Raw genomic sequence first — 26,183 nt, 5'->3', positions numbered from 1 at the left:
TCGACTCTGATGGTCGGTGAGCGCCGCACTTTGTCAAAAGCCGACGCCAAAGGAGCTGATCGCGACGGTCGCACGCTTTTTCGTCGCCCTGCCTCGTCTGCATTTCAAGAAAAAGCTTCCCATGCCGATACTCATGTTAACGCCTCCAACTGTGTCCATGGTGCAGCTGTTTCGATGATACAGCTTTATTTAATGACACAGAGCGCGTAGTGGTTTTCCATCAGGCAACAAGGATAAGAACATGCATTTTAAATCGCTTCGCACTCTGATCGCGACCTTGGCCGGTAGCGCTATTTTGCTGGTCGTGGTGGCGCTGGTGGTGTATTCGCTAATCGCCAACGCACGCACCCAAGCGCTGGTGGAGGAACAAACCAAAACGTTGCTCGAAAAAAACGCCGCCGCGCGGCTGGAGGCGATCGCCTCGGCGCATACCGAAGAGATCAAGCGCGAACTCGGTCATGCGCTGACGCTGGCAACGAATCTTGCCAATCTCAACGCCATGCTGGGAGAAGTGGATGAGACGGGCCGACCGCTTCTGTATCTAAGCCGCCGAGAATTTTCGGTGTTGATTCGCCAAACGGTGGTCGACAACCCCGAACTGCTCGATGCCTTTGTTGGCTGGGAACCGGACGCCTTTGGTCTCGATGCGCGTTTTATCAATCGCGAGGACCAGGGGTTTGGCCCGGATGGCCGTTTCATGCCCTGGTGGTATCGCACCGAAAGCGGTGCCATCGAGGTGCTTGCGCTGGGTCAGGACATGGAAAATGAAGCGCTGGGCGACGATGGGATTCGTCGGGGCGAGTATTACCTCTGCACGCGGGAAACGCAGCGCACCTGCGTGGTCGACCCGCACTGGTACGACTACAACGGCGACAACCTGCTGGTGACCTCCTTCAACGCCCCTATCATGGTCGATGGCGAGTTCCGTGGTAGCGCCGGCGTCGATCTTTCGGTCGCGTTCATTCAGGGCCTGCTGGAAGAGGCCAATCAATCGCTTTACGACGGCGCTGGCGAGATGCTGCTGGTGGCAGGCCAAGGCGCACTGGCCGCCAATACCGGTGCGGCGGAACTTTTGGGCCGCGGCGTCGACACACTACCCGCCGCGCTTCAGGGCCCTATCGCCCGCGCCCAGCAGGGCGAGCCCGTCAACCATATCAACACCGACGAGGGCATGTTCGAGCTCTACACGCCCTTTAGCGTCGATGAAAGCGGTCGCCCCTGGGTGATGGTGATTCGCCTGCCGCAGAGCGCGGTCATGGCAGGTCTCCAGGATTTACAGACACAGCTTTCCGACCGAGGCAGGGCCTCCATGTGGGGCATGCTCCTCGTCGGTCTTTTGATTGCCCTGGCGGGTCTGTTGGCCAGTTGGCTGCTAGGTAGCCGAATCGCCCGACCGCTGCGCTACCTGGCCGATCGCATGCGTGATATCGCCTCCGGCAATGGGGATTTGACCCAGCGCCTGCCGGTGCGCGGGCGTAACGAAAGCGCCGAGCTTGCGATTCAGTTCAACGCCTTCGCCGACAAGATCCACGACGTGCTGGTGGATGTGCGCGCCAGCAGTGAGTCGGTCCACCACGCCGCCAACGAGATCACCCAGGGCGGGCAGGACCTTTCCCGACGTACCGACCAGGCGGCTTCTAGCCTGCAGCAGACCTCGACCGCCATGGAAGAGATCAGCAGCACCGTGGGCCATACCACCAGCGCCTCGAAAGAGGCCAGCGGGCTTTCGCATACCGCCGCCGAACTCGCCACGCGCACCAACGGCGCCTTCGGCCAGGTAGTGTCGACGATGGACGAAATTCGCACGACCTCCGATGAGATCCAGAGCATCGTCAAGGTGATCGACGGCATCGCCTTTCAGACCAACCTGCTCGCGCTCAACGCCTCGGTCGAGGCGGCGCGGGCCGGCGAGCACGGCCGTGGCTTCGCCGTCGTGGCCGAAGAAGTGCGCATGCTGGCCTCCCGTAGCCGCGACGCGGCGGCAGATATTCGCCAGCGTATCGGCGCCTCGGTGGACAAGGTCGAAAGCGGTACGAAGCTCGTGCGCGAGGCCGAACAGGCCATGCATGAACTGGCCGACAGCGTCTCCCGCGTCAACCAGATGCTGGGCGATATCAGCACCGCCGCCAGCGAGCAAAACGACGGCATCGGCCAAGTCAGCATCGCGGTCAACGACCTCGATCAGATGACCCAGCAAAACGCCGCGCTGGTCGAGGAGTCCACCACCGCCGCCGAACAGCTAAAAGAGCAAGCCGAGCGTTTGGCGGAGCTGGTGGGCGGGTTCACGCTGTCCGAGGAGCGTGGCAGTCGTGAACATCCCGCACTCGCTCATCAAAGGTACTGATTAGAAAACGATTGCGCGATCCTTGACGCCTTATCGGCGTTGATCCGGGGCCTCCTTGCGAGGCCCTTTTTTTTAATTGGCGCTCCTGCTTTTATCTACGCACTCTCAAAGCGGCACACCCTTCAGGCAATAATTTCATCCACCCCCCTAAAGTCGTATACGTAGCGACCGATAGAGTTTAACTATGGCTATCCGAACCCTTCGATTTTATTTCGTACTGACCGTCAACTAACGAGACTTTTCAATGCTTTCTTCTCTGCGCACGCGCATTCTGCTGGTGACCCTTGCGATCATTACCCTGGCGCTCGTCATCAATGCCGCGGTCAGCTACACGATTCTCAAAAGCCACAACGACCGCCAGGTCGCCCAGAACCTCATATCCCTGTCTCAAGGCAACGCCTTGGCCATTGAGGAGTGGGTCACGGCTCGCATTGCCATGGTCGAGTCAGCGCGCTTTCACGTGATCGGTGGCGACCCTACGGCGTCGCTTGTTCAACTCGCCGACTCCGGCGGCTTTTCGTCCGCCAACCTGGGGCTTCCCGACGGTGGCCTGATCGCCTCGGATGGCTGGATACCGGATGCTGACTACGACGCCCGCGAGCGCGAATGGTACCAAAGTGCCGTTGCTCAAGAAGGCACCATCATCTCGCAGCCCTACCGGGACGCTGAAAGTGGCGATCTGGTAGTCACTATCGCCACGCCGGTCAGGCAAAACGGCCGCTTGTACGGGGTCGTGGGCGGCAGCGCGACCATCAATCAGTTGGTCGATCAGGTCAATTCGATTAACCCTACGCCGGCAAGCTTCGCTTTTCTAAGCAGCAATGATGAGACGATTATCGCTCACCCGGATACCGCGCTTTCGCTCGAGCCGCTCGAGCGCATCAGCTCGGCGCTGACACCCACTACCCTCAACCGGTTGAGTTCAAACCCCACCGCTTGGGAAAACATCACGGTAGGCGACGAAATCAAACGCCTGGCCGTCACCCCCATTGCGGGCACGAACTGGGACTTGGGTGTCGCACTCGACGAGTACGAGGCAACCGCCGGGCTGCGCGCCATCATCAAGTCGGCGCTAATCACCCTGCTGATCGTCATTGCCGTCACCGTGATCGCGATTGGTATTTGGCTCAAGCGCACCCTTTCCGGCCTGGAGCGCGCCCGTGACGCCTTGAACGATATCGCCAGCGGCGACGGCGATTTGACACGGCGCTTGGCCGTCGCCGGCAAGGACGAGGTCGCTCAGATCAGCGACGCTTTCAACCGCTTCGTCGACAAGATGGAGCACGTACTGATCGACGTGCGCGCCAGCAGCGATGCGGTCCACCACGCCGCCAACGAAATCGCCTCCGGCGGCCAGGATCTTTCGCGGCGCACTGACAATACCGCGGCGAGTCTGCAGCAAACCTCGGCGTCGATCGAGGAGATCACCAGCACCGTCCAGCACACGGCGTCTTCGGCTCAGGAGGCCAGCCAGCTTTCCCGCAACGCCTCTGACGTGGCCGGTCATGGCGGCGAGGTGATGGGCAATGTGGTGAGCACCATGGAGGAGATCACTCAGGCCTCGGAGAAGATCGGCGAGATCGTCAACCTGATGAACAGCATATCCTTCCAGACCAATCTGCTCGCGCTCAACGCCTCGGTCGAGGCTGCACGGGCCGGTGAGCACGGCCGCGGCTTCGCGGTGGTGGCCGAAGAGGTACGCAACCTGGCGCGGCGCAGCAGCGACGCGGCCAACGATATCCAAACGCTGATCGAGGACTCGCAGGGCAAGGTCAATAGTGGGACCGCGCTCGTGCAAAGCGCCGGCAACACCATGAGCGATATCGTTTCGCACATCACCCGCGTCACCGACGTGCTCCAGGAGATCGAGGCGGCCACCAGTGAGCAAAGCGAGGGCATCAAACAGGTCAACGTCGCGGTGGCGGACCTGGACCGCATGACCCAGGAGAACGCCGCTTTAGTGGAAGAGTCCACCACCGCCGCCGAGCAGTTGAAGGAGCAGTCCGGTCAGTTGGCCACGGTAATTGGACGCTTCAAGGTCTCCAGCCAAGGCGCTCCGGCCCAAACGCCCGCTTTGGCCAAAGCGGCGCAGCCGCGGCCAATGGCACCGACACCGCGATTGGCGACGACTCAATCGACCCAAGGCGACTGGGACGAGTTCTAAGGCATCCTTAAGGCACCGGCGGCAGCTCGATGTCATCGCTTCGGCTGGCACCAGCGGTCATTTCACGGCACAGCCGCAGAAACTCGCGCACGCCGGTGGTGAGGTACTTGTGCCGGTGCCAGATGAAGGTGAACTGGCGCTTGAGATCCAATTCCGGGGTGGGCAGCGCGACCAGGCTCCCACGCCGGAAGGCGTCGCGCAGCGCCAGCCGTGACACGCAGCCAATCCCCAACCCCGACTCCACCGCGCGCTTGATGCCTTCGGTATGCTCGAGTTCCAACAGCGTATTGAAGCGGCTACGCCGATGGCGGGCCGCGTGTTCGAGCGTCATGCGCGTACCCGAGCCCTCCTCGCGCATGATCCAGTCTTCGCGCAAGAGCTGCTCGAGCTCCAGGTGCTCGCGCCCGGCAAGCGGGTGGCGCGGCGAGCAGAACACACAAAGCTCATCCTCGACCCAGGGCTGGCTGACGATCATTTCGTCATCGCACTGGCCTTCGATCAGCCCCAGGTCCAGCGAGTGCTGGCGCACCCCTTCGATGATATGGCGCGTATTGCGTACCGCCAGCCGTACCCGGCTGCCGGGATAGCGCTGCATGAAGTCGCTGATCAGAAGCGTGGCCAGGTAGTTGCCGATGGTCAGCGTTGCGCCCACTTCCAATGCGCCCACGCCCTTCTGACCGCGCAGCAGTTCCTCGACTTCCTCGGCCCGGTCGAGAAGCGCGACCGCCTTGGGCAGCAGCTGAAACCCTAACGCGTTGAGCTTGAGCCGCTTGCCGAGGCGATCCAGCAGCTGGCAGTCGAACTGGCGCTCGAGCTCGGTCAGCGCCGTGCTGGTCGCAGATTGAGACATGGCCAGCGAGCGCGCCGCCTGGGAGACGCTTTCGTGCTGGGCCACGGCGACGAACACCTCGAGCTGGCGCAGGGTATAGTGCATGACCTACCTATATCGATTTTGCAGATAATGTTTATCAGTATAATTGACTTAACAGATATACCGCCACCGATTAGACTTCTCGGCAACATCATTCATCTCTTTTATTCTTTTATCGAATATGTAATGCGAATGCCTCTTCATTGACCGGCATTTGCGACCAAGGAGTCGTCATGAGCAAGTTTGCCCTGGAAGAAGTGCTGAGCGTTCATCACTGGAACGATACGCTGTTCAGCTTTCGCACGACGCGCGAGCGCAGCCTGCGCTTCAAGACCGGCCAGTTCGTGATGATCGGCCTGGAAGTCAACGGCAAGCCCCTGATGCGCGCCTACTCTATCGCCAGCCCCAACTACGAGGATCACCTCGAGTTCTTCAGCATCAAGGTGCCGGATGGCCCGCTGACCTCGCGTCTGCAGCACCTGAAAGTGGGCGATCAGATCATGGTCAGCCGAAAGCCGACCGGTACGCTGGTGTGCGACGACCTGCTGCCCGGGCGCAATCTCTACATGCTCTCCACCGGCACGGGCCTGGCGCCCTTCATGAGCCTGATTCAGGACCCGGAAGTGTACGAGCGCTATGAAAAGATCGTGCTGGTACACGGCGTGCGCGAAGTCTCAGAGCTGGCCTACGCCGACTTCATCACCAAAGAGCTTCCCGCTCACGAATACCTGGGCGAAGAGATCGCCGAGAAGCTCGTGTACTACCCGACGGTAACGCGGGAAGAGTTTCACACCATGGGCCGCCTGACCGATCATATTCGCAGCGGCAAGATCTTTGAGGACACGGGACTTGCGCCCATCGACCCGCGTCAGGACCGCGCGATGATCTGCGGAAGCCCGGCGATGCTCGACGACACAAGCGCCCTGCTCGATGAGCTCGGCATGAATATCTCGCCGCGCATGGGCGAGCCGGGCGACTACGTGATCGAGCGCGCCTTCGTCGAGAAGTAATGCCGCTTTAAGGCATTAAAAAGCCCCGCCAACCTTCCGGTTGGCGGGGCTTTTTTGCGCACGCCTGGCGAGCTTAAACCGCGTCTTTACCGGTTTCGCCGGTACGGATACGAATCACCTGCTCCAGCGGCATGACAAAGATCTTGCCGTCGCCGATCTTACCGGTATTCGCCACCTGAGTGATCGCCTCGATCACCTGCTCGACCAGCTCGTCGTCGACGGCCACTTCGAGCTTAACCTTGGGCAGAAAGTCCACCACGTACTCGGCGCCGCGATACAGCTCGGTGTGCCCTTTCTGGCGGCCAAAGCCCTTCACTTCCGTCACGGTAATGCCCTGCACGCCGATGTCCGAGAGGGATTCGCGTACGTCATCAAGCTTGAATGGCTTGATAATGGCTGAGATAAGTTTCATTGCGACATCCTTTAACTTGTGGCCCGTTTATATCTGGGTAAGCGAAGGTCACTGGAGGCCAAACGCGCCCTGTTCCCCTTAAGCATACACCGCTCCCGCCAGAGAATAAAAAAGCCTCCCACGAAGGGGAGGCCAGAGTCGCTGATATGGGTTAAGCGTGCTTATTTCTTGACGCTAAACTCCGGGTAGGCTTCGAGGCCGCACTCGGCGATGTCCACGCCTTCGTACTCTTCCTCTTCGCTGACGCGAATGCCCATGATCGCTTTGATCACCAGCCACACCACCAGGCTTGCCAGGAATACCCAAGCGAAGATGCCCACGATACCGATCAGCTGCGCGCCGAACGTGGCGGATTCGCTAGAGAGCGGGACGGCCAGCAGGCCCCAGATACCGACGACGCCGTGTACCGAGATCGCACCGACTGGGTCGTCCAGCTTGAGCTTGTCCAGCGTGACGATGGAGACGACGACGATCAGACCGCCGATGGCACCGATGATGGCCGAGCCCAGCGCCGTGGGCGATAGCGGGTCGGCGGTAATGGTGACAAGACCGGCCAGCGCTCCGTTGAGTGCCATGGTCAGGTCCGCCTTGCGGAACCACAGTTTAGCGAGTACCAGCGCGGCGAGCACACCCGCAGCGGCGGCGGCGTTGGTGTTCACGAACACCTGAGCGACGTTATTGGCAGACGCCACGTCGGACAGCTTGAGCTCCGAGCCGCCGTTGAAGCCGAACCAGCCCATCCACAGAATGAAGGTACCCAGCGTTGCCAGCGGCATGTTGGCACCGGGAATGGCGTGAATGGCGCCGTCCTTACCGTACTTGCCTTTACGCGGGCCAAGGATCAGCACGCCGGCGAGTGCCGCGGCCGCACCGGCCATGTGCACGATGCCGGAACCGGCGTAGTCGGAGAAGCCCACCGCGTCCAGCCAGCCGCCGCCCCAAGTCCAGTAGCCGGACACCGGGTAGATGAAGCCAGTCATCACCACGGCGAAGGCCAGAAACGCCCAGAGCTTCATGCGCTCGGCCACGGCACCGGAGACGATCGACATGGCAGTGGCCACGAATACGACCTGGAAGAAGAAGTCGGAGCGATTGGAGTAGTAATTCCCGTCTTCACCGCCGTTAAGCACGGCATCCACGCCGTTTTCAGCGCCCAGCAGCACGCCTAAACTCGGCAAGAAGCCGCCTTCGCCGCTAGAGTACATGATGTAGTAGCCCACCAGCAGGTACATGGTGCAGGCAATGGCGAACAGTGCGATGTTCTTGGTCAGGATTTCCGCGGTGTTCTTGGAGCGCACCATACCGGCTTCCAGCATCGAGAAGCCAGCGGCCATCCACATGACCAGCACGCCGCAGATCAAAAAGTAAAAGGTATCGAGCGCGTAGCTCAAATCAGTGACTTCGTTCATGAATCGTTCCCCGTGTTCCTGGCGTTATAGTGATTCGATCAAGGCGTATCCAAATCCTGCGGGCTATACAGCGTCGGCACCGCGCTCGCCGGTACGAATACGGATGACGTCTTCGAGCGGCGTGACGAAGACCTTGCCGTCGCCGATCTTGCCGCTGTTCGCCGCGCTGCAGATAGCGTCGAGCACGCCGTCCAGGCGCGAATCGTCGACCGCGACTTCCACCTTCACCTTGGGCAGAAAATCGACGACGTACTCGGCGCCCCGGTAGAGCTCGGTATGCCCCTTCTGACGTCCGAAGCCCTTGACCTCGGTCACCGTGATCCCCTGCACGCCGTTGTCGGCCAGTGCTTCACGAACGTCGTCGAGCTTGAACGGCTTGATGATAGCGGTGATGAGTTTCATCCCGGTTCTCCCTGCTGGATAAGTAGCGCTGACATGAGCAGCGCTGGGATAAGTAGCGGTACGGCCGCCGAAATTGATGCAATGCCTCGTTAATGCTCATACCGTGCCATTGGCTAAAATTAACTAAAAAATCATAACTTTAAGCACCACTGGAACGTCATGATGACTTTTTCCAGCGCGCCAAGGCGGTGCAGAGATAATTCACCGCACCATATAAGTGCGAATTGAAAAGCGCCCTGCCTTCTTTTGATGCATTGAAAAAGTCAGGGCTTAAACGCCTGCGAAACATGCGTATTTCGCTACGGTTGCGTATCCTTACTGCAAAGACGTGCGTCCCCACGTCGTTTACATTCATGCGTTCCTCATCAGGAGAGAGTCATGGCGACCCAAGACCGTATTAGCCGCCTCGCCCAGCAGATCGGCGATCGTTTACAAAACGCCTCCCACGCGCCGGAAGACATTCAAAAAGGCGTGCAACAGGTCATGCGCGGCGCGTTTGATCGTATGGAGCTGGTCTCCCGCGAGGATTTCGACATTCTGATGGACGTTCTGCAGCGCACCCGCTCGCGGGTAGAAGCGCTGGAGCGCCAAGTGGCGAATCTGGAAGCCTCGATCGACGCAAGCCAGATTGATAAAGCAACGCCCATGGAAGCCGAGGCTCAAGCCACTCCAGCACCGGAAGAGCCGGTCAAAAAAGCCGCCAAGCCGCGCGCCACGGCCACCAAGCCGGCCAAGGACTCGAAAGGCGCGACCGGCGCGGTCGACGACCTAGGCGAATAGCCGTTAAGCGGTTAAACCCGGAAAAACCTCGGGCTCAGCAGATTGATATAAAAAATGAGAACACCTATCATTGCGCTTTACAGCGCCCTTGGTCGGCGTTCTCTCAATAACAATCTGCTTTTCGGATAGCCCATGACTCGCCTTGCTCCCCTAAGCGTCGCCCTTTTGAGCGGCGCTTTTCCCATGATGACGTTTGCCCAGAACCAACCGACCACCGGGGGCGACGCTGCCGCTCAGGACACCATGGTCGTCGTGGGGTCGCGTACGCCCACCCAGATCAGCCAGATTCCCGGCGCCGTGCACGTGGTCGAAGGCGCCGAGCTTACCCAGCAGATCAACGCCGGCGGCGATTTGAAAACGGCGCTGGGCCGGCTGGTGCCGGGGCTCGACTTTGGCCCCCAGGGGCGCACCAATGCGGGGCAGAACATGCGCGGGCGCAGCGTGCAGGTGCTCATCGACGGCGTTTCACTTAACAATTCCCGCGGCCTGTCGCGCCAGTTCGATGCCATCGATCCATTCAATATCGAGCGCGTCGAAGTGCTTTCGGGCACTACCAGCCTGTACGGCGGCGGCGCCACCGGCGGTTTGATCAATATCATTACCAAACAGGGCGACAGCGGGCGCCCGCACTTCGAGACTCAGGCGAGTCTTACCACCGGCTTCAACACCGACCATGACCTGGACCGGCGGCTCTCCCAGTCCGCCAGCGGCGGCAGCGATACCGTGTACGGACGCATCGGCGTGTCGCTCAACGAGAATGGCCGCCAGTATGATGCCGGCGGCGACGAGATCTTTCCCGATATCGCCCAGAGCGATTTGCAGGGCAATCGCAGCTTGGACGTGCTGGGCAACCTGAGCGTCGAGCTCAGCGATGATCAGACGCTTCAACTGACCGGCCAGCTTTATGACTCCGGCAAGGAAAACGAGCGCGGCGTTTTCTACCCCAATCTGGCCGCGCCTGCGCCAAACCTGAACGACGCCGATATTCGCGACGGCTTTACCGCCGATCGCGAGCCGCGCACCGACCGCAAGATGATCAGCGCAAGCTATCACCACGCCGATCTGCTGAATCAGGATTTCTATCTGCAGGCGTTTCACCGGGAAGAGGAGTCCAGCTTTCACCCCTTCCCCTACCGGGCCCAGGGCGGCGGCTACTACTTTGCCGCCTCGCAGCAGAACACCACGCTGAGCGGTTTGAAGGGGCTGTTCTCGGCGGACATTACCGATGACTTCAACCTGAGCTACGGCGCGGATATCGACCGGGAGTCGTTCGACGCCTCGCAGATGCGCTTCGATCGCGCCGCCAGCGACGCCTCCGGCGGGCTCGTTCAGCGCCGCGACAGCGTCACCCCGCGCTACCCGAGCTTCGAAGTCGACACGCTGGCGCTGTTTACCCAAGGAGAGTGGTGGGCCACGGACCAGCTCCAGCTCAGCGGCGGCGTTCGCCACCAGCGCATGGACGTGGACATCGATGACTTCAACGGCGTGCCCGGCGGCTCGAGCGACTACGACGTAACGCTGTTCAATACCAGCGCCTTGTACGATTTTGACAACGGCCACCAGAGCTGGCTGGGCTACTCGGAAGGCTTCGAGCTGCCCGACCCGTCCAAGTACTACGGCCGCGCCGGCCAGACCGTGGCGGACAATCCGCTGGATGGCATTAAGACCCGCCAGGTCGAACTCGGCTGGCGCTACCAGGGCGGCGACTGGCTGGCCCAAGCGGCGGTTTACTACGCTTGGTCGGATACCGCGATCGAGCTGGACGAGGATCTCAACATCGCTCAGGTCGACGACGACCGTCGCGACTACGGGTTGGAGGCGTCACTCACGCGCTACATCGGCAACCACTGGGAAGTGGGCACAACGCTCCACGCGCTGGTTTCTGAGCAGAAGGTGGACGGCGACTGGCAGGACCGCGGCATCACCGTTTCGCCCTATCCCTCCCAGGACAGCCTGACCGCCCACGTGGGCTGGCAGGATCAGGCGCGCACGGTTCGCCTTCAGGGCAGCCACGCCCGCGAGTACGAGGACGCTGCCGGCGAAAGCATCGATGGCTTCACCACGTTTGACCTGATCGGAAGCCAGGAGACCGATTTCGGTACTCTGAGCTTAGGCATCAGTAATCTGACCGACAAACAGTACTCCACCCCTTGGGGCCAGCGCGCCGTGGGCTTCTATTCGCCGACCTATGGCCCGGAGTACCTTTACGACTACCAGGCCCGCGGGCGTACCTTTACGCTCGGCTGGTCGCTCGAGTACTAGCGCGCACCGGAAAGCGCCACGGTTTTCGGAGGTGATTGCATGCCACGCGCCGCCGTGAATGCCATTACGCCGCACACCCTGGCGCAGTGGGGCCAGCGGTTCGGCATTCGTTATCGCATCGATGACGCATCGGGGGCCGCTGCTGCCCCGGTGGCCAGGGGCGAGGTGCACGACGTGCGCCTGTTCGATTCGCTGCACCTGACGCTGTCCGATCTCGAAGTCGAGCGCGGCTATACGTCGTCATCGATTCAAGGCGTGCCCTGGTTCGTCAGCGTAGTGCTGGAAGGCGAGGTATCGCTGACGCTGGGCCAGCAGACGCTGGCGCTGGGCGCCGGCGACGGGTTTTGCGCCCACTTCGACGCCGCCCAGCCGCTGGTCGTTCATCAGCCCCGCCAGCGCCGTTTGAAAACGGTAAATCTCGCGGTGCTGGCGACCGCGCCGTTCGCGCTGCCGGCACCAACGTCAACAAGCGCGCTTTACGGCTGGTCGCTGCCGCCATCGCTTTACCAAACGCTAATGCAGGCGGCCTGCGAGCCCGCAAGCGCTTGGCGCCAACGGCTCGTTTGGCAGGGGCTGGCGCTGCAGCTTTTGGGCCACGCCCTTCCCGACACCGATGAAACCGCCGCACCGCAGCTATCCAGGCGCGACCGCGCCTGTCTGAGCGCGCTTCATGAGCGCATCCGCCGCGACCCGGGCGCCGAGTATTGCCTCTCAGCGCTGGCCCGCGACGCCGCCATGAGTACCAGCAGCCTGCGCCAAAAATTCCGCCAGCTTTACGGCGACACCCTCTTTACCCACGTTCGCCGCTGCCGACTCGATCAGGCACGGCGCTATCTCGAGCAGGGCTACAGCGTTCAGCAAACCGCCCACGCCTGCGGCTTCAAGCATGCGACCAACTTCGCCACCGCTTTCAAGCGCGCCTTCGGCGTCTCACCTCACGGCGTCCGCTCACCGCGATAGCCGCTCAAAGCGCCGCGCCTAAAAGTTCGCCATCTTCCCCATATTTGTCATTACGCATAGTCCTTCTAGCGCACGGCATACTTTTTCCGTCACACAAAAGGTAATAATTCTCATTACTCCAAATATTTTCGCGTTCGACTCCAGGACCTTTCATGCTGCCGACCCGCACGTTCACCCTCGCTCCTGTCGCTACCGCTTTGATGCTGGCCTCGCTTCAGGCCAGCGCCCAGACCACGGCCACTCGGCTCGACACCGTGACGGTTACCGCCCAGCAGGCGGCCACCAAGGTCACTACCCCTTTTCTGGAAACCCCGCAGAGCGTCTCGACCATCACCGACGAAGAGATGCAGCGCCGCGGCGTGACGACCGTTCAGCGCGCCGCCAACTACACCCCCGGCGTGTACACCAACCAGGTCGGCGCCTCCAACCGCTTCGACTACCTGGTGCTGCGCGGCTTCTCTGACGGCAGCCTGAGCAATACGTTTCTCGACGGATTGAAGCTGATGGGCGATGCCAACTCCCACAGCTCCATGCGCGTCGATCCCTGGTTTTTGGACAGCATCGAGGTGGTGCGCGGTCCGGCCTCGGTACTTTACGGGCGCGCCTCGCCCGGCGGGATGGTCGCGCTCAACAGCAAACGGCCCGAATTCGAGCAAGGCGGCGAACTCCGCTTTCGCCTGGGCAACCATCATCAGCGCAGCGCCGCGTTCGATCTGACCGGGACGCTGGGCGACGAGCAGCGCTTGGCGTTTCGCCTGACCGGTATCGCTTACGCCGCCGACACCCAGTTCGACCCCGCCGAGGAGCAGCGCTACGCCATCGCCCCGCGCCTGACCTGGGACATGACCGATGCCACCAGCCTCACGCTCGAAGCCTATCTGCAGGACGAGCCCGAAGGCGGCTACCACTCCGGCGTGCCGTTCGAAGGCTCGGTAGTGCCCCATAACGGGCGCAGGATCAGCAACACCTTCTTCGACGGCGAAGAGGCCTTCGATACCTATGAGCGCACCCAGCGGATGCTCGGCTACACCCTGGAGCACCGTTTCAACGAGGACGTCACCGGGCGCCAGCTGCTGCGCTACCTGAATGCCGACGTGGTGCTCAACCAGGTCTACGGTTTCGGCTGGAGCGCGCCGGATTCCAATGAGCTGACCCGCTACTACTCCGGCAGCGACGAGTCGCTCACCGCCTGGACAGTGGACAATCAGCTGGAAGCGGCGCTCGATACCGGCACCGCGGCCCATCAGTTTCTGTTCGGCGTGGACTACCAGCACCGTGAAAACGAGGTCTCCTGGCCTTCCGGCGCCTTTCCGTCACTCGATGCTTTTGACCCGGTCTACGGCGTCGATCTGGATGAAGCGGTGTTCTACGACCCAACGCGCGAGGACCACGAAATCGAGCAGACCGGCGTCTACCTGCAGGATCAGATCAGCGTCGATAACTGGCGCTTTACCCTCGGCGGGCGCTACGACTGGGTGAACATCGACAACGTCAACCGCGACTCCAATGACGCAAGCTCGCTCAGCGACACCCAGTTCAGCGGCCGCGCCGGGGCGGTGTATCTGTTCGACAACGGTGTGGCGCCTTACGTGAATTACTCCACCGCCTTCACGCCGACCAGCTTCGTCGACGAACGCGACGATTTGCTCGCGCCCATGGAGGGCGAACAGTGGGAGGCCGGCGTCAAGATTCAACCCGAGGGTAGCCAAAGCCAGTTCAGCGCCGCCGTTTTCCACATCAGCCAGGAGAACGTGGCCACCAAGGAGCAGCCCACCGACCCCTACCGGGCCGTCGGCGAAATCGAATCCCAGGGTCTGGAACTCGAAGCACAGATCCGGCTCACCGACACGCTGTCGCTGCAGGCGGGCTACAGCTTCACCGACATCACCTACGCCAAAAGCGATGACGGCAACGAAGGTAACAACGCCATCTACGCGCCGCGTCACCAGCTTCAGGCCTGGGGGCACTACGCACCGGTGGATGGCAGGCTCAGCGGTGTCGACATGGGCCTGGGCGTGCGTCACTACGCCGACATCGCCGCCGACCGCGCCAATACAGAGAAGGTGCCCGACTACACGCTGGTCGACGCCACGGTGGGTTACGACTGGAGCCGGCAGGGCTTCGACGGCGTCGAAACCCGCCTCAACGTCAACAACGTGCTGGACAAGGAGTACGTCGCCACCTGTAACTCGCTGGACTACTGCTACTTCGGCGCCGAGCGCAGCGTGACCGCCAGCGTCCACTACCGCTTCTGACCAAGCGCCACGCTGGGCACCCGGGCCATCGCGCTCGGGCGTTCGCCGTTTCGGGTTTGCAAACAATAAATATTATCGTTTAAATACCGGCTGACTTCTCGAGTGACGCCCTGCATGCGCCTTTCCCCTCTTCTTGCCCGCGGTCTCCTGCTGGCCGCCAGCCTTCTGCCGGCCGGTGCCCAGGCGCAGTGGGCGACGCTGGACTGGACCATCGCCGAGACGCTGCTGGCCATCGACGCGCCGATCGAAGGCGTGGCGCAAATTCCCGCCTACCATGACTGGGTCGGCGAGCCGCGCCTTCCGGATTCGGTGGTTGATCTGGGCCTGCGCCAGCAGCCCAACTTCGAGCTGATGGCGCAGGACCCGCCGGAAGGCTTTCTGATTTCGCCGATGTTCGAAGGGCTCACGCCGAATCTCTCACGCCTTGCGCCGGTGAGCTCGTTTGCGCTTTACACGCCAGGCGAAGAGACCTGGCCAGAGATGCTGAGCTTCACCCGCCAGCTCGGCGAAAAGACCCACCGCGAGGCCCAGGCCGAAGCGCTCATCGATGAAACCGACGCGCTAATGGAGCGCCTGAGCGAGCAGACGCGCGCCACGCCGCCGCTTTTGACGATTCAGTTCATGGATGCGCGCCACGTGCGCGTGTTTGGCGACAACAGTCTCTACAACGCCGTGCTCACGCGGCTGGGCATCGATAACGCCTGGCAGCAAGCCACCAACGCCTGGGGCTTTGCGCTGACCGGCGTCGAGACGCTGGCGCACTACCCCGACGCCACCCTGGTCATCGTCGACCCCGTACCCACCGGTGTGGAGGACGAACTCGCGCGCAGCGGGCTCTGGCAGCGCCTGCCCGCCATCGAAGAGAACCGCGTCATTCGACTGGCGCCGGTCTGGAGCTTTGGCGCGCTGCCCTCCGCTCAGCGCTTCGCCCGCGAGCTGACCACTGCCCTGAAAGACGCCTCAAAGCCTTCTGATTCGTGACTCCCGTTGACCGGACGCGTTGCCCAAAGCTCGCCCGATGTGCCAGGTTTAATTGGTCAAAAGAAAAATTAGACCAAAACGGGGGAACGGTGATGACGCTTGCCATCGTGAACACGCGCGCCGGCGTGGGGCTCGACGCCCCGGCGGTGCAGGTCGAGGTGCACTTGGCCAACGGCCTGCCGGGGCTCACGCTGGTCGGGCTCCCGGAAGCCGCCGTGAAGGAGAGCCGCGAGCGCGTGCGCAGTGCGCTGGTCAACGCGGGCTTTGATTTTCCCAACACCCGGCGCATTACCCTGAACCTCGCCCCGGCGGATCTGCCCAAGGAGGGCGGGCGCTTCGATCTGCCCATTGCGCTGGGCATTCTCGCCGCCTCCGGCCAGCTGCCGGTGGAGGCGCTCGAACACATCGAGTGCGCGGGCGAACTGGCGCTGGACGGCACGCTTCGCGCCGTGCCCGGCATGCTGCCCTTCGCGCTGGCCACCAAGGCCGCCGGGCGAGTGCTGATCGTTCCCACCGCCTGCGCCGACGAGGCGGCGCTGGCTGGCAACGGCCTTACGGTGCTGCCCGCCGCCACGCTTTGGGACGTGGTGGCGCACCTGCTCGACCAGACCCGCATCGCCCCCCACGTATTGCCCGCCCCGCCGAAGGCGCACAACCCGGCCCCCGATTTGGCCGACGTGCGCGGCCAGCACCAGGCGCGCCGGGCGTTGGAAGTCGCCGCCGCCGGTGGGCATAACCTCTTGCTGGCCGGCCCGCCGGGCACCGGTAAGACCATGCTGGCCAGCCGACTGCCCGGCATTCTGCCGCCGCTTAACGAGGACGACGCGCTGCAGGTCGCCGCGGTGCGCTCGGTGTGCGGGCTGGCGCTCGAGGCGGACTGGGGCCAGCGCCCGTTTCGACAACCGCACCACAGCGCCAGCGCCGCCGCGCTCGTTGGCGGCGGCTCGAAACCCAAACCCGGCGAAATTTCGCTCGCCCACATGGGGGTGCTGTTTCTCGACGAGCTGCCGGAGTTTTCCAGAAGCGTGCTGGAGGTTCTGCGCCAACCCCTTGAAACCGGCGAGATTCATTTGTCCCGCGCGAGCCACGAGCGCCGCTACCCCGCCCGTTTTCAGCTGGTAGCGGCCATGAACCCCTGCCCCTGCGGGCATCTGGGCGACCCGCGAAGCCGCTGTCAATGCACGGCCAGCCAAATCCAGCGCTATCAGGCGCGGCTCTCCGGCCCGCTTTTGGATCGTATCGACCTTCAGGTGGAAGTCCCGGCGCTGCCGCCGGAGCAGCTCACCGCCCAGACCCAGGGGGAATCGTCCGAGGCGGTGCGCAAGCGCGTGATGGCCGCAAGAGCGCGCCAGATGGAAAGAGGCGCGCTCAACAGCCAGCTAAGCGGCAAGGCGCTGGAAGCCGCCTGCGATTTAAGCGACGAAGAGCGCACCTGGCTTGCCGGCGTGCTGGAAAAACTCAAGCTCTCGGCGCGGGCCTATCATCGCGTGCTGCGCGTGGCGCTCACGCTTTCGGATTTGCAGGGCGAACCCAAACCGGGCCAGGCGCACCTGATCGAGGCGATCGGGTATCGGCAGCTGGACCGGCTGCTGGGAAAGGGCTGAGCCACACCTCACCCTTGATGGCGTCCGCTCATTACCCACGCCGTCCATGAACCATCGAACAGCGAAAGCCGCTCAAAGCCGGCAAGCTCGGCGGCCACCCACAGGATGCACGCGGTAATGCCGGAGCCGCAGCTAAACGCCACGTGATCCTCTGGCGACAACCCCCTGTCAATCAGCAGTCGCGCAATCTCCTCACGGCTTTTTAAGTGGCCGTTTTCCAGCACGTCACCAAACGGCAGATTGCAGGCGCCGGGTACATGGCCGCTCGGGAATTCCGGACGCGGCTCTGGCGCCTGCCCGGAAAAGCGCCCGGCGCTTCTGGCGTCCACCAGCGTGAAGCGGGGGGTCGCGATGTTGGCCTGAACGTCGTCCACGCTGACCACGCTCGGGTTGGCTTTGAGTACCGGGGGCGTCGAGAGCGGTGTTGGCTCGCTGTAGCCCTGCTGCACCGGAAGCGACTGCGCCACCCACCCGGGCAGGCCGCCATCGAGCAGCCGCACGTGGGTGAAGCCCGCCTGGGTCAGCAGCCAGTAAGCGCGTGGGGCGGAGAAAACGCCGCGATTGTCGAACACGACGATGTCGTCGTCGATCGAGAGGCCGAGCTTGCTGCACGCCTCTTGCAAGGCGTCGAGCGCCGGCAACGTGTGCGGGAAGGGGGCACTCTGGTCAGAGAAGACCCGCTCGATATCGAATTCGAGCGCGCCGGGCAGGGTTTGGCCATCTTCAGCCACGTAGGGCGCCACGGGGCTATTGGGCAGCGAGGCGTCCAGTAGCGTCGGTGGGTCGGGCCGCTCCAAACGCTGGCTGAGTTCGAGAGCACCGATGAGAATGTCGGACATAATGAGACTCCTGGAAGTTGTAAGTGACAGCGGATCCTGATCGAGAAGCGCTCATATAATAGGAGCGATCAGCGCATCGAGCGCCCGCGCGGCGGCATCCTCCGCCAAATAGACCAACGAAAGCGGACTCGAGGCGCCTTCGTCATCCAGCGGTATTGCCACCCCGCCTAAGGCGATCATAGTGACGCTTTTCGGCATCAGCGCGACCCCGAGGCCGGCGACGGCGAAACCGGTCATCGCCGCCAGATCCGCCACTTCCAGCGCGCCGGTCAGCGAGACCCCGGCACGCTCGGCCAGCCCTTCGATCTGGCGGCGTAAAAAGGTGCGATCCGCCGCGGGTTGCAGCAGCAGGCGCTCGCCGGCCAGGTCTGCCAGCCGTAGGGTGTCTCTGCTGGCCAGCGGATGGGCGCCTTCGAGCAGCGCATAAAGCGGCTCGTCTCCCAGCCGGGTAAGCGTGAGCCCGTTGGACGACGCTTCGGCGAGGTCGGCGCGCACCACCGCCGCCTCCAACTGCCCATCGCGCAGCGCATTCAGGTGATCCAGCGCGTTACCGGCGCAGAGCGTGAGTGTGATCTGTGGGCGCTGCGCGATCAGTGCCGCCAACGCCCTGGTCAACGTTTGCGAGTAGAGCGCACTGGCGGAGTAGCCCAGCCGCAGCCGCCCGATCTCACCGGCCTCGGCCTGGCGCGCCCGCCGCGCGCTCTGCTCAATGCTCTCCAACAGGCGAGTCGCTTCGGCCAGAAACACCTCGCCGGCGCGGGTGAGCCGAACGCCGTGGGTGTTGCGCGAAAAAAGCGTCACACCGAGCGCGGCTTCGAGCTGACGAATGGCCTGGCTAAGCGGCGGCTGCGTGATGTGTAGCCGCTTCGCGGCGCGGCGAAAGTTGCGCTCTTCGGCGACGGCCACGAAGTAGCGCAGTTGCCTTATGTCGTACATGGCTTAGCGACTCACGGTGAGAGGAAAGCGGACATTCCGCAGGGCGAGCGTTCAACATACCCTGAACGGCACGCTCAGCCCAGGACCTCACCGTGCGCCTTTTGATTCTCATCGCCTCGACCAGCGCTTTTTTCAACCTCTACCAGCTACAGGCGCTCTACCCGTGGCTCGCCGCGCGGTTTGAGGCAACGCTCACCCAAGCGGGCTGGCTCAACATGGCCACCCTGCTGGGCATGATGCTAACCGCCCCGTTCGCCAGCCGGCTAACCCGCCGACTGCCCCCCACTCGCGCCATCCTGGTGGGACTGACCGTGTTGATCATGCTGAACGCCCTGCTGGCCGTCAGCGCCAGCCTGGCCACGGTTTGGCTCATACGCCTGGCCCAGGGCGTGGCGCTGCCCTGCGTGCTGACCGCCTGCGTGGCACTACTGGCCGGAGTTCAAAGCGAGCGCCAGCGTACGGTTTGGGTGGGTTACTTCGTTGCCGGCACGGTGCTGGGCAGCACGCTGAGCCGCTTCTATCCGGCCTGGGCGGTGGAGTCTCTGGGCTGGCCCGGCGGCTTTTTAAGCGCGGCGGGCCTTCTGACGCTGGCGTGGCTGTTGATTACCTGGCAGTCGCAGCGGCGGACACTTCCGGTCGTACGCCCAACGGCAGCACCGCCCTTCACTGTGCTATTGAAGGCCGCTCTCGCCGAGCAAAAGCTCACGGTAGCGTTTTGTATCGGCTTCACGCTGCTGTTCACCCAAAGCGCGGTGTTCACCGTGCTCGGGCTCCGGCTGGCCGAGGCGCCGTTTCACCAAAGCGCTGCGCAGATCGGGTTGGTCTACCTGATGAGCCTGCCCGCGATCATTGCGGTGATCGCCAGCCCCAAGCTTTATCGCAACCGTCGCGAGGCGCCCTTCTTTTTACCCTTTATCGGGCTGCTATGGGCCTCCCTTGCGCTGGCCAAGCCAAGCTATGCGTCGATTCTTGCAAGCGTAGCCGGATTTTCGCTTTCCACCTACCTGCTGCAAACCCTGACCACCCGGCTTGTGAGCAAAGCCGAGCGTGTGCCCGCCTCGTTTGCCAGCGGCCTATACCTTTGCTGTTACTACGCCGGCGGCGCGCTGGGCGCGGTGCTGGCGGCGGCCTGCTTCAGCCGCTGGGGCTGGGCGGGGGCGCTTTGGCTGATAGGAAGCGTTCACTTCACCGCGTCACTGCTGGTGCTGTGGCTATACCACCGCGCCGATCCTTGACGTGTCGAAAGCTTAGCCGGCCAGCAGACGCAGCCCCATCCAGAGCCCCATACCGATCATCACCAGGTTCTCGGTCAGCGACACGAAGCCCAGCGGCACGTTCTTGCCGCCGCCCACGCAGGCGCACTTGAGCTCACGTTTGTCGATGTAAACCGCCTTGAACACCGAGACCGCGCCCACGCCGCCGGCGAGCAGCGCCAGCGGCGCGGCGAGCCAGATCAAGGCGCCTGCCAGCATCAAAAGCCCGGCCAGGGTTTCGATGAAGGGATACGCGTAGGCGTAGGGCACGTAGCGCTGGGCAAGCAGGTCGTAATTGATGAACATGGTGCTAAAGCTTTGTACGTCCTGCAGCTTTTGCAGGCCCAGTAGCACCATGGCGGTGGCGATAGCGTACTCCGGCAGGCGCGGGGCCAACAGCGTGCCCTCGGCGGCCCAACTCACCGCTAGGCCAATCAAAAGCGCCACGGCAAAAATGGCCAGTACCGGGCGATACGTCGTGGCGTTGGGGTCGCGCACGCGAAGACCCAAGTGCTTGCGCACCTCCTCGTAACCGCCGATGCGCTCATCGCCGATATAGGTTTGGGGCGTGGTCTTGACGTTTTCCCGCGCTTTGAAGGCGTCGATCTCCTCGCGGGAGGTCAGCCAGTGATCCTCGACCTCGAAACCCTTGCGCTTGAGCAGATCCACCGTTTTCACGCCGAAGGGGCAGCGGTGTTTGGTCATGTTCATGCGATAGACCCGGGCGATACTGCGTGTGGTCGTTGTCATCGTTTACCTCGCTAAAACTGTTAAGCGTGCTATCTATTAGTGTAGACGTTAGGGCGCACCCTTGCTTTTCAAACGGCTGGCGGCACGCTTTCGCGTCAAACCGTAGCCCAGCAGCCCTGCCACCGGCCCCGGTACCAACAGCCAGGCCGCGTCCAGTTGGACACGCTCGAACAGCGCGGTGACCGCAGCGATGGAGACCACGGTGATGGCAAAGCCGATGGCGTTCAAAATGGCAAGCGATGCCCCGATGATCGCCGGTGGGCAGGCCTTCGCCGCCAGCGCCGAGAACTGCGGCGAGTCGGCCACCACCGAAGCCCCCCAGACGAGCAGCAAAAGGCCCAACCCCACCGGCGGCAGCGAGCGCCAGAACAGCGCGAACAGCACGGCGCAAAGACACGAAAGCGCAAGCGCCGAAAGCGCCACGGCGGCGCTGCCAAATCGGCGTGACAGCGCCCCGCCGATAAGACACCCCAGCGCCCCGATGCCAATCACGCCAAAGGCCATGCCCGATACGCCAATGCTAGACGTTTCACTGACCAGCACCGAGCTCGCTACCAGCAGCGGTACCACCGTCCAGAAGGCGTAAAGCTCCCACATGTGGCCAAAATAGCCCCATGCCGCCGCGCGAAAGAGGGGTTCCTTGAACGCCTCGCTGACTCGCAGCGGCGAGCCTGAACCCGAACCCGCCTGGCGCGCCGGCAGGTGCGCTCCATCACCCAGCAGGAAAATCAGCCCCGCGCCCGCCAGCGCCAACATCGATGACGCGCTGATCACGACCTGCCAGGATAGATCGGCGCCCAGCTCCTGGAGCCCGTGGGGCAACGCGGTGCCCAGGGTCAGCATCGCCACCAACTGGGCGAGCGCCTGGCCGGTGCGTTCCGGGGCCCAGCTGACCACCAGTTTCATGCCTACCGGGTAGATACCGGCCAGGCTCAGCCCGACCAAAAAGCGCCAGAGCAGCGCCTCGGTCAGCCCTTGGGCGCTCCAGGCAAATAGCGCGTTGAACAGAGCCCCCAATAGAGCGCTTGCCACGAACAGGTGGCTGGCGCGAAAGCGGTCGGCAAGCCCGGTCAGTGCAAGTATCAGCGTGCCGAGAATGAAGCCGCTCTGCACCGCCCCGGTCAGCCAGCCGATCTCGGCTGCGCTGACGTTCCAGACGCGGGTGAGTTCTTCAAACGCGCTGTTGGCGCTAAACCAGAGCGAGGTGCCCAGCAGCTGCGCCAGCGCGATGACGGCGACCGGCCGGCGGGCCAGTATGCTCGGCGGATACGAAAAGGGTCGTTGTGCCACCCGCAGCCTCCTCACGCGACGATGGATGAAGTGTTGGCCGTGAAGCGCCGTGGGCGGCGCCTCTGCTTACAAGCCAGTCGATGGCGTCAGCGCGTGGGGCGCCGCGGCGGTCTCGTCGACGCTGTCAGGTCCGGCCTCCACCTCGTCGAGAAACGCTTCGAGCCGTTCGAAAAGCGCCTTGCGAATGGCGACGGACTCATTCACCAGGTGGTGTTTCGCCTCCGAGTGGCGAAACACCGTCGCCTCGGGCAGCTTCTCAGTCAATATATCGAGGTTGCGCTCCCAATCTACCGTGGTGTCCTGCTCGCCCTGCAGAATCAGCGTGGGCAAGGCGAGCGGCTCGAAGGCCAGCACTTTAGGAATCCAGCGGCGCATGGCGGACACCCAGACCACGCTCAGGCGTTCGGGCTGCAGCGGGTCGTGCTCGCGCAAAAAGGTAGTGAAGGCTTCGTCGGTCGAGTTCGGCCGGTACTTGCGCGGCAGCTCCTTGACGAAGGGGCTGGCGATGAGGTGCATCCAGCTGGCCTGGCCCCAGCGCCAAGGGCGCACCAGTGGCGCCAGCAGTACGATGGCCGCCCAGCGCGCCGCCTCGCGGTGCTCCAGCGCGTCGGTGGCCAGAATCGCCGCGCCGGTGCTCTGACCGATGCCGATCCAGGGCGCCGGGGCCAAATCCGCTGCGTCCAGGGTCTGTTTGACGTGGCTAAAACAGTGCTGGTAGTCGTCGAACTCGTCGATCTCTGCCCGGGGGCCGCTGGACAGCCCATGGCCGGGCAGATCCCACAGCACGACCAGCCAGCCGTTCGCCAAAAGGCTTTCGAGCAGGTGACGATAAAGCCCCAGGTGATCGAAATAGCCGTGCACCACGAAGACCGTGCCCCTTGGCGCCATGGGGCTCCACACCTGACACCAGAGATTGAAGCGGCCGGTATCGATGAACCCAGCGTAGACCGACGGCGTACTCTCGAAAAGCTCGTTCAAACGGTAGTGATGAAAGTAGTCCTGGACCGCGCGGGTCAGCGGTGAGCCAAAGGCCAGGTAGTGAAGCGCCGGAGCGCCAGGTACCTGGTGGAACACCGCGGATAGCTGGTCGAACTCATGCATGGCCTTTCTCCCTGAGCGATCATGATGCCGCCATGACCGGCGCGCGCCTTATTATCATTTAGTCGAGCACGGCCGCGCTTTCGCGTCTACGCTGTTTACATGCCAAAGCGTTTATGGAACTATTTTCCATAAATAGCTGTCTTGAAATCATTGCCCTGACATTATCGTTCTTGAACTATTTGGTTCTGAAATTATTGACCTGACGTTATGTCGATACTGGCCGTGGCCATCTTTCATCCCCACGGGCACTTTCAAAGGAGAGACCCCATGAGCGAACGTATTACGCGTCACCGTTTACAAGTGGCGGCTGAACTGGACCGCTTCATCACCGAACAGGCTCTGCCGGGGTCCGGTGTCGATGAAGATGCTTTCTGGTCCGGCGTCGATGCCCTGTTCCATGATCTTACTCCGAAAAACCAGCGCCTGCTTGAAGAGCGCGAAACGCTTCAACAAGCCCTCGACGGCTGGCACAAGGAGCACCCGGGTGCGGTGACCGACATGGCCGCCTACCAGCGCTTTTTGAAAGAGCAAGGCTACCTGGTCGACGCGCCGGCCACGGTCAACGTGACAACGGCCAACGTCGACCGTGAAGTCGCCGTTCAGGCAGGCCCACAGCTCGTGGTACCGGTCAGCAACGCCCGCTACGCGCTCAACGCCGCCAACGCCCGCTGGGGCAGCCTTTATGACGCGCTCTACGGCACCGACGTCATCTCCGAAGAGGACGGCGCCGAAAAAGGCACGAGCTTCAACCCCAAGCGCGGCGACAAGGTCGTGGCCTACGCCCGCGGCGTGCTGGACCGCGCCGCACCCTTGGCCACTGGCTCTCACGCGGATGCCGAAAGCTACACCCTGCGCGACGGCCACCTGGTGGTGCGCTTGGCCGGCGGTCGCGAAACCGGACTAAAAGACCCGGGTAAGCTGATTGGCTTCGATGGCGACGAAAGTGCGCCGAGCTCGATTCTGCTCTCCAATAACGACCTGCACCTCGAGATCCAGATCAACGCCAACGACGCCATCGGCAAGCGCGATCCGGCGGGTGTGAAGGATGTCGTCGTCGAGGCGGCGCTGACCACCATCATGGACTGCGAAGACTCCGTGGCTGCGGTGGACGCCGAGGATAAAGTGGGCGTCTACGGCAACTGGCTGGGCCTGATGCGCGGCGATCTGGAAGAGAAGATCGAGAAAGGTGGCAAGACCACTACGCGCAAACTCAACGCCGACCGCACCTGGAAAACCACCGAAGGTGGCAGCGTCAGCGTGCCCGGCCGTTCGCTGATGTTCGTGCGCAACGTGGGCCACCTGATGACCACGCCGGCAATTCTCGACGAAAATGGCAATGAGCTGCCGGAAGGCATCCTCGACGCTGTGATGACCTCGCTGATCGCGCTGTATGACCTGAAAAAGGACGCCGACCAGCCGCGCAACTCCCGCGCCGGCTCCGTTTACATCGTCAAGCCGAAGATGCACGGCCCCAAAGAAGTGGCATTTGCCAACGAACTCTTCACCCGCGTCGAAGATATTCTCGGTATGAGCCGCGATACCCTGAAAATGGGCATCATGGACGAAGAGCGCCGCACGACGGTCAACCTGAAAGCGTGCATCAATGAGGCGACCTCGCGCGTGGTGTTCATCAACACTGGTTTTCTCGACCGCACCGGCGACGAGATGCATACCGCCATGGAAGCGGGCCCGATGGTGCGCAAGGGCGACATGAAAGCCGCCAAGTGGATCACCGCCTACGAGAAAAATAACGTACAGGTGGGCCTGGCGTGTGGCCTGCGCGGCCGCGCCCAGATCGGCAAGGGCATGTGGGCCATGCCGGATCTGATGCACGCCATGCTCGAGCAGAAAATCGGCCATCCGAAAGCCGGCGCCAACACCGCTTGGGTGCCCTCGCCCACGGCTGCCACGCTGCACGCGCTGCACTACCATCAGGTGAAGGTGGCCGACGTTCAGCGCGAGATGCAAAGCGCCGGCGAATCCGATCTGCTGGGGGATCTGCTCACCGTGCCGGTCGCCGAAAACACCAACTGGTCCGATGAGGAGATCCAGCAAGAGCTCGACAACAACTGCCAGGGCATCCTCGGTTACGTGGTGCGCTGGGTCGAGCACGGCGTGGGCTGCTCCAAGGTGCCGGACATTCACGATGTCGGCCTGATGGAAGACCGCGCGACGCTGCGTATCTCCAGCCAGCACATCGCCAACTGGCTGCACCACGGCATTGTCGACGAGGCGCGGGTGAAAGAGACCCTCGAGCGCATGGCGAAAGTGGTCGACGAGCAGAACGCAGGCGACCCGAGCTACACCGCCATGAGCAGCCACTTCGACGACTCCACTGCCTTCAAGGCGGCCTCGGATCTGATCTTCAAGGGCCGCGAACAGCCGTCGGGCTATACTGAGCCGCTGCTGCACGAGTGGCGCCAGGTGCATAAGAAAAAAGCGCACTAGACGACGTAAATCGTGCCTTTAGTGGCATAAGTGATGAGAGCCTCGGGCAAGTGCCCGGGGCTTTTTTGTGGCATCTTTGAACGCATCCTGCACCCAGCAACGGAGACAACAA

The 26,183-nt window shown here is 62.7% G+C and carries 20 protein-coding genes; 11 read left to right on the top strand and 9 right to left on the bottom strand.

The annotated features are described in order from the left end of the window. Positions 1-241: 241 nt before the first annotated feature. Both ACGLWX_RS11705 and ACGLWX_RS11700 read left to right on the top strand, forming a co-directional pair. Positions 242-2,344, top strand: a complete 2,103-nt coding sequence (locus ACGLWX_RS11705; RefSeq protein WP_396239885.1) for a methyl-accepting chemotaxis protein — start codon at positions 242-244, stop codon at positions 2,342-2,344. A 244-nt stretch (positions 2,345-2,588) separates the two neighbouring features. Continuing rightward, the gene (locus ACGLWX_RS11700; RefSeq protein ID WP_396239883.1) at positions 2,589-4,508 is read left to right on the top strand and encodes a methyl-accepting chemotaxis protein; all 1,920 of its coding nucleotides are present in this window, start codon (positions 2,589-2,591) and stop codon (positions 4,506-4,508) included. Positions 4,509-4,515: 7 nt separating this feature from the next. On the opposite strand, the gene ACGLWX_RS11695 is transcribed toward ACGLWX_RS11700, so the two are convergent. Further along, complete coding sequence (locus tag ACGLWX_RS11695) at positions 4,516-5,442, bottom strand: LysR family transcriptional regulator (RefSeq protein ID WP_252108179.1); 927 nt, start codon at positions 5,440-5,442, stop codon at positions 4,516-4,518. Between the two features lie 170 nt (positions 5,443-5,612). On the opposite strand from ACGLWX_RS11695, the gene ACGLWX_RS11690 reads away from it, so the two are divergent. Continuing rightward, positions 5,613-6,389: a ferredoxin--NADP reductase gene (locus ACGLWX_RS11690; RefSeq protein ID WP_252108178.1), complete on the top strand. Its 777-nt coding sequence runs from the start codon at positions 5,613-5,615 to the stop codon at positions 6,387-6,389. 73 nt (positions 6,390-6,462) lie between these two features. On the opposite strand, the gene glnK is transcribed toward ACGLWX_RS11690, so the two are convergent. From glnK to ACGLWX_RS11675, 3 genes are all read right to left on the bottom strand, one after another. Beyond that, positions 6,463-6,801 carry a P-II family nitrogen regulator gene (gene glnK / locus ACGLWX_RS11685; protein WP_252108177.1) on the bottom strand — a complete coding sequence of 113 codons (339 nt, stop codon included), beginning with the start codon at positions 6,799-6,801 and terminating at the stop codon, positions 6,463-6,465. A 161-nt stretch (positions 6,802-6,962) separates the two neighbouring features. Beyond that, entirely contained in the window at positions 6,963-8,210 is a 1,248-nt protein-coding gene (locus tag ACGLWX_RS11680; RefSeq protein WP_396239882.1) for an ammonium transporter, read from the bottom strand. 63 nt (positions 8,211-8,273) lie between these two features. After that, positions 8,274-8,612 (bottom strand): P-II family nitrogen regulator, encoded by a 339-nt coding sequence (locus ACGLWX_RS11675; RefSeq protein ID WP_227389981.1) that lies wholly within the window; start codon positions 8,610-8,612, stop codon positions 8,274-8,276. Positions 8,613-8,990: 378 nt separating this feature from the next. Between ACGLWX_RS11675 and ACGLWX_RS11670 the strand changes: the two genes are divergently transcribed. The 6 genes from ACGLWX_RS11670 (at position 8,991) to ACGLWX_RS11645 (ending at position 17,454) form a co-directional block, all read left to right on the top strand. Beyond that, on the top strand, positions 8,991-9,392 hold the full coding sequence (locus ACGLWX_RS11670) for an accessory factor UbiK family protein (protein ID WP_252108175.1): 402 nt from the start codon (positions 8,991-8,993) through the stop codon (positions 9,390-9,392). Between the two features lie 183 nt (positions 9,393-9,575). Continuing rightward, positions 9,576-11,654: a TonB-dependent receptor gene (locus tag ACGLWX_RS11665; protein ID WP_396239880.1), complete on the top strand. Its 2,079-nt coding sequence runs from the start codon at positions 9,576-9,578 to the stop codon at positions 11,652-11,654. Positions 11,655-11,693: 39 nt separating this feature from the next. Further along, on the top strand, positions 11,694-12,614 hold the full coding sequence (locus tag ACGLWX_RS11660; RefSeq protein ID WP_396239878.1) for a helix-turn-helix domain-containing protein: 921 nt from the start codon (positions 11,694-11,696) through the stop codon (positions 12,612-12,614). Between the two features lie 200 nt (positions 12,615-12,814). Beyond that, positions 12,815-14,869, top strand: a complete 2,055-nt coding sequence (locus ACGLWX_RS11655) for a TonB-dependent siderophore receptor (RefSeq protein ID WP_396240053.1) — start codon at positions 12,815-12,817, stop codon at positions 14,867-14,869. A gap of 114 nt (positions 14,870-14,983) precedes the next feature. Then, entirely contained in the window at positions 14,984-15,850 is an 867-nt protein-coding gene (locus ACGLWX_RS11650) for an ABC transporter substrate-binding protein (RefSeq protein WP_396239876.1), read from the top strand. Between the two features lie 92 nt (positions 15,851-15,942). Next, a complete protein-coding gene (locus ACGLWX_RS11645; RefSeq protein ID WP_396239874.1) occupies positions 15,943-17,454 on the top strand; it encodes a YifB family Mg chelatase-like AAA ATPase in 1,512 nt (503 codons plus the stop codon). A gap of 8 nt (positions 17,455-17,462) precedes the next feature. On the opposite strand, the gene ACGLWX_RS11640 is transcribed toward ACGLWX_RS11645, so the two are convergent. After that, positions 17,463-18,293, bottom strand: a complete 831-nt coding sequence (locus ACGLWX_RS11640; RefSeq protein WP_396239872.1) for a sulfurtransferase — start codon at positions 18,291-18,293, stop codon at positions 17,463-17,465. Positions 18,294-18,344: 51 nt separating this feature from the next. Next, positions 18,345-19,229, bottom strand: coding sequence for a LysR family transcriptional regulator (locus tag ACGLWX_RS11635; protein WP_396239870.1), 885 nt, complete (start codon positions 19,227-19,229; stop codon positions 18,345-18,347). A 92-nt stretch (positions 19,230-19,321) separates the two neighbouring features. Between ACGLWX_RS11635 and ACGLWX_RS11630 the strand changes: the two genes are divergently transcribed. Further along, the gene (locus ACGLWX_RS11630) at positions 19,322-20,464 is read left to right on the top strand and encodes an MFS transporter (RefSeq protein WP_396239868.1); all 1,143 of its coding nucleotides are present in this window, start codon (positions 19,322-19,324) and stop codon (positions 20,462-20,464) included. A 12-nt stretch (positions 20,465-20,476) separates the two neighbouring features. Here the strand turns inward: ACGLWX_RS11630 and ACGLWX_RS11625 are convergent, their stop codons facing one another. From ACGLWX_RS11625 to ACGLWX_RS11615, 3 genes are all read right to left on the bottom strand, one after another. Then, positions 20,477-21,232 carry a glutaredoxin family protein gene (locus tag ACGLWX_RS11625; protein WP_396239866.1) on the bottom strand — a complete coding sequence of 252 codons (756 nt, stop codon included), beginning with the start codon at positions 21,230-21,232 and terminating at the stop codon, positions 20,477-20,479. Between the two features lie 48 nt (positions 21,233-21,280). Continuing rightward, positions 21,281-22,522, bottom strand: a complete 1,242-nt coding sequence (locus tag ACGLWX_RS11620; protein ID WP_396239864.1) for an MFS transporter — start codon at positions 22,520-22,522, stop codon at positions 21,281-21,283. 66 nt (positions 22,523-22,588) lie between these two features. Beyond that, positions 22,589-23,623: an alpha/beta hydrolase gene (locus ACGLWX_RS11615; RefSeq protein WP_396239862.1), complete on the bottom strand. Its 1,035-nt coding sequence runs from the start codon at positions 23,621-23,623 to the stop codon at positions 22,589-22,591. Positions 23,624-23,890: 267 nt separating this feature from the next. Here ACGLWX_RS11615 and ACGLWX_RS11610 point away from each other — a divergent pair, with 267 nt between their 5' ends. Then, on the top strand, positions 23,891-26,071 hold the full coding sequence (locus ACGLWX_RS11610) for a malate synthase G (RefSeq protein WP_396239860.1): 2,181 nt from the start codon (positions 23,891-23,893) through the stop codon (positions 26,069-26,071). The last annotated feature ends 112 nt before the right edge of the window (positions 26,072-26,183 follow it).

It is taken from the genome of Halomonas sp. HMF6819 (genome assembly GCF_044335525.1).
In the GTDB taxonomy this organism is placed as follows: Bacteria; Pseudomonadota; Gammaproteobacteria; order Pseudomonadales; family Halomonadaceae; genus Vreelandella.
The sequence above is the reverse complement of the archived record's forward strand: the minus strand, read 5'-3'. Positions and strand labels throughout refer to the sequence as shown.

Excerpts from the sequence above, each read along its gene's own strand:
- ACGLWX_RS11615 (WP_396239862.1), bottom strand. The coding sequence starts at position 23,623 with ATGCATGAGTTCGACCAGCTATCCGCGGTGTTCCACCAGGTACCTGGC.
- ACGLWX_RS11695 (WP_252108179.1), bottom strand. The coding sequence starts at position 5,442 with ATGCACTATACCCTGCGCCAGCTCGAGGTGTTCGTCGCCGTGGCCCAG.
- glnK (WP_252108177.1), bottom strand. The coding sequence starts at position 6,801 with ATGAAACTTATCTCAGCCATTATCAAGCCATTCAAGCTTGATGACGTA.
- ACGLWX_RS11675 (WP_227389981.1), bottom strand. The coding sequence starts at position 8,612 with ATGAAACTCATCACCGCTATCATCAAGCCGTTCAAGCTCGACGACGTT.
- ACGLWX_RS11690 (WP_252108178.1), top strand. The coding sequence starts at position 5,613 with ATGAGCAAGTTTGCCCTGGAAGAAGTGCTGAGCGTTCATCACTGGAAC.
- ACGLWX_RS11655 (WP_396240053.1), top strand. The coding sequence starts at position 12,815 with ATGCTGGCCTCGCTTCAGGCCAGCGCCCAGACCACGGCCACTCGGCTC.
- ACGLWX_RS11680 (WP_396239882.1), bottom strand. The coding sequence starts at position 8,210 with ATGAACGAAGTCACTGATTTGAGCTACGCGCTCGATACCTTTTACTTT.
- ACGLWX_RS11665 (WP_396239880.1), top strand. The coding sequence starts at position 9,576 with ATGATGACGTTTGCCCAGAACCAACCGACCACCGGGGGCGACGCTGCC.
- ACGLWX_RS11700 (WP_396239883.1), top strand. The coding sequence starts at position 2,589 with ATGCTTTCTTCTCTGCGCACGCGCATTCTGCTGGTGACCCTTGCGATC.
- ACGLWX_RS11635 (WP_396239870.1), bottom strand. The coding sequence starts at position 19,229 with ATGTACGACATAAGGCAACTGCGCTACTTCGTGGCCGTCGCCGAAGAG.
- ACGLWX_RS11640 (WP_396239872.1), bottom strand. The coding sequence starts at position 18,293 with ATGTCCGACATTCTCATCGGTGCTCTCGAACTCAGCCAGCGTTTGGAG.
- ACGLWX_RS11660 (WP_396239878.1), top strand. The coding sequence starts at position 11,694 with ATGCCACGCGCCGCCGTGAATGCCATTACGCCGCACACCCTGGCGCAG.
- ACGLWX_RS11650 (WP_396239876.1), top strand. The coding sequence starts at position 14,984 with ATGCGCCTTTCCCCTCTTCTTGCCCGCGGTCTCCTGCTGGCCGCCAGC.
- ACGLWX_RS11670 (WP_252108175.1), top strand. The coding sequence starts at position 8,991 with ATGGCGACCCAAGACCGTATTAGCCGCCTCGCCCAGCAGATCGGCGAT.
- ACGLWX_RS11610 (WP_396239860.1), top strand. The coding sequence starts at position 23,891 with ATGAGCGAACGTATTACGCGTCACCGTTTACAAGTGGCGGCTGAACTG.
- ACGLWX_RS11645 (WP_396239874.1), top strand. The coding sequence starts at position 15,943 with ATGACGCTTGCCATCGTGAACACGCGCGCCGGCGTGGGGCTCGACGCC.
- ACGLWX_RS11705 (WP_396239885.1), top strand. The coding sequence starts at position 242 with ATGCATTTTAAATCGCTTCGCACTCTGATCGCGACCTTGGCCGGTAGC.
- ACGLWX_RS11625 (WP_396239866.1), bottom strand. The coding sequence starts at position 21,232 with ATGACAACGACCACACGCAGTATCGCCCGGGTCTATCGCATGAACATG.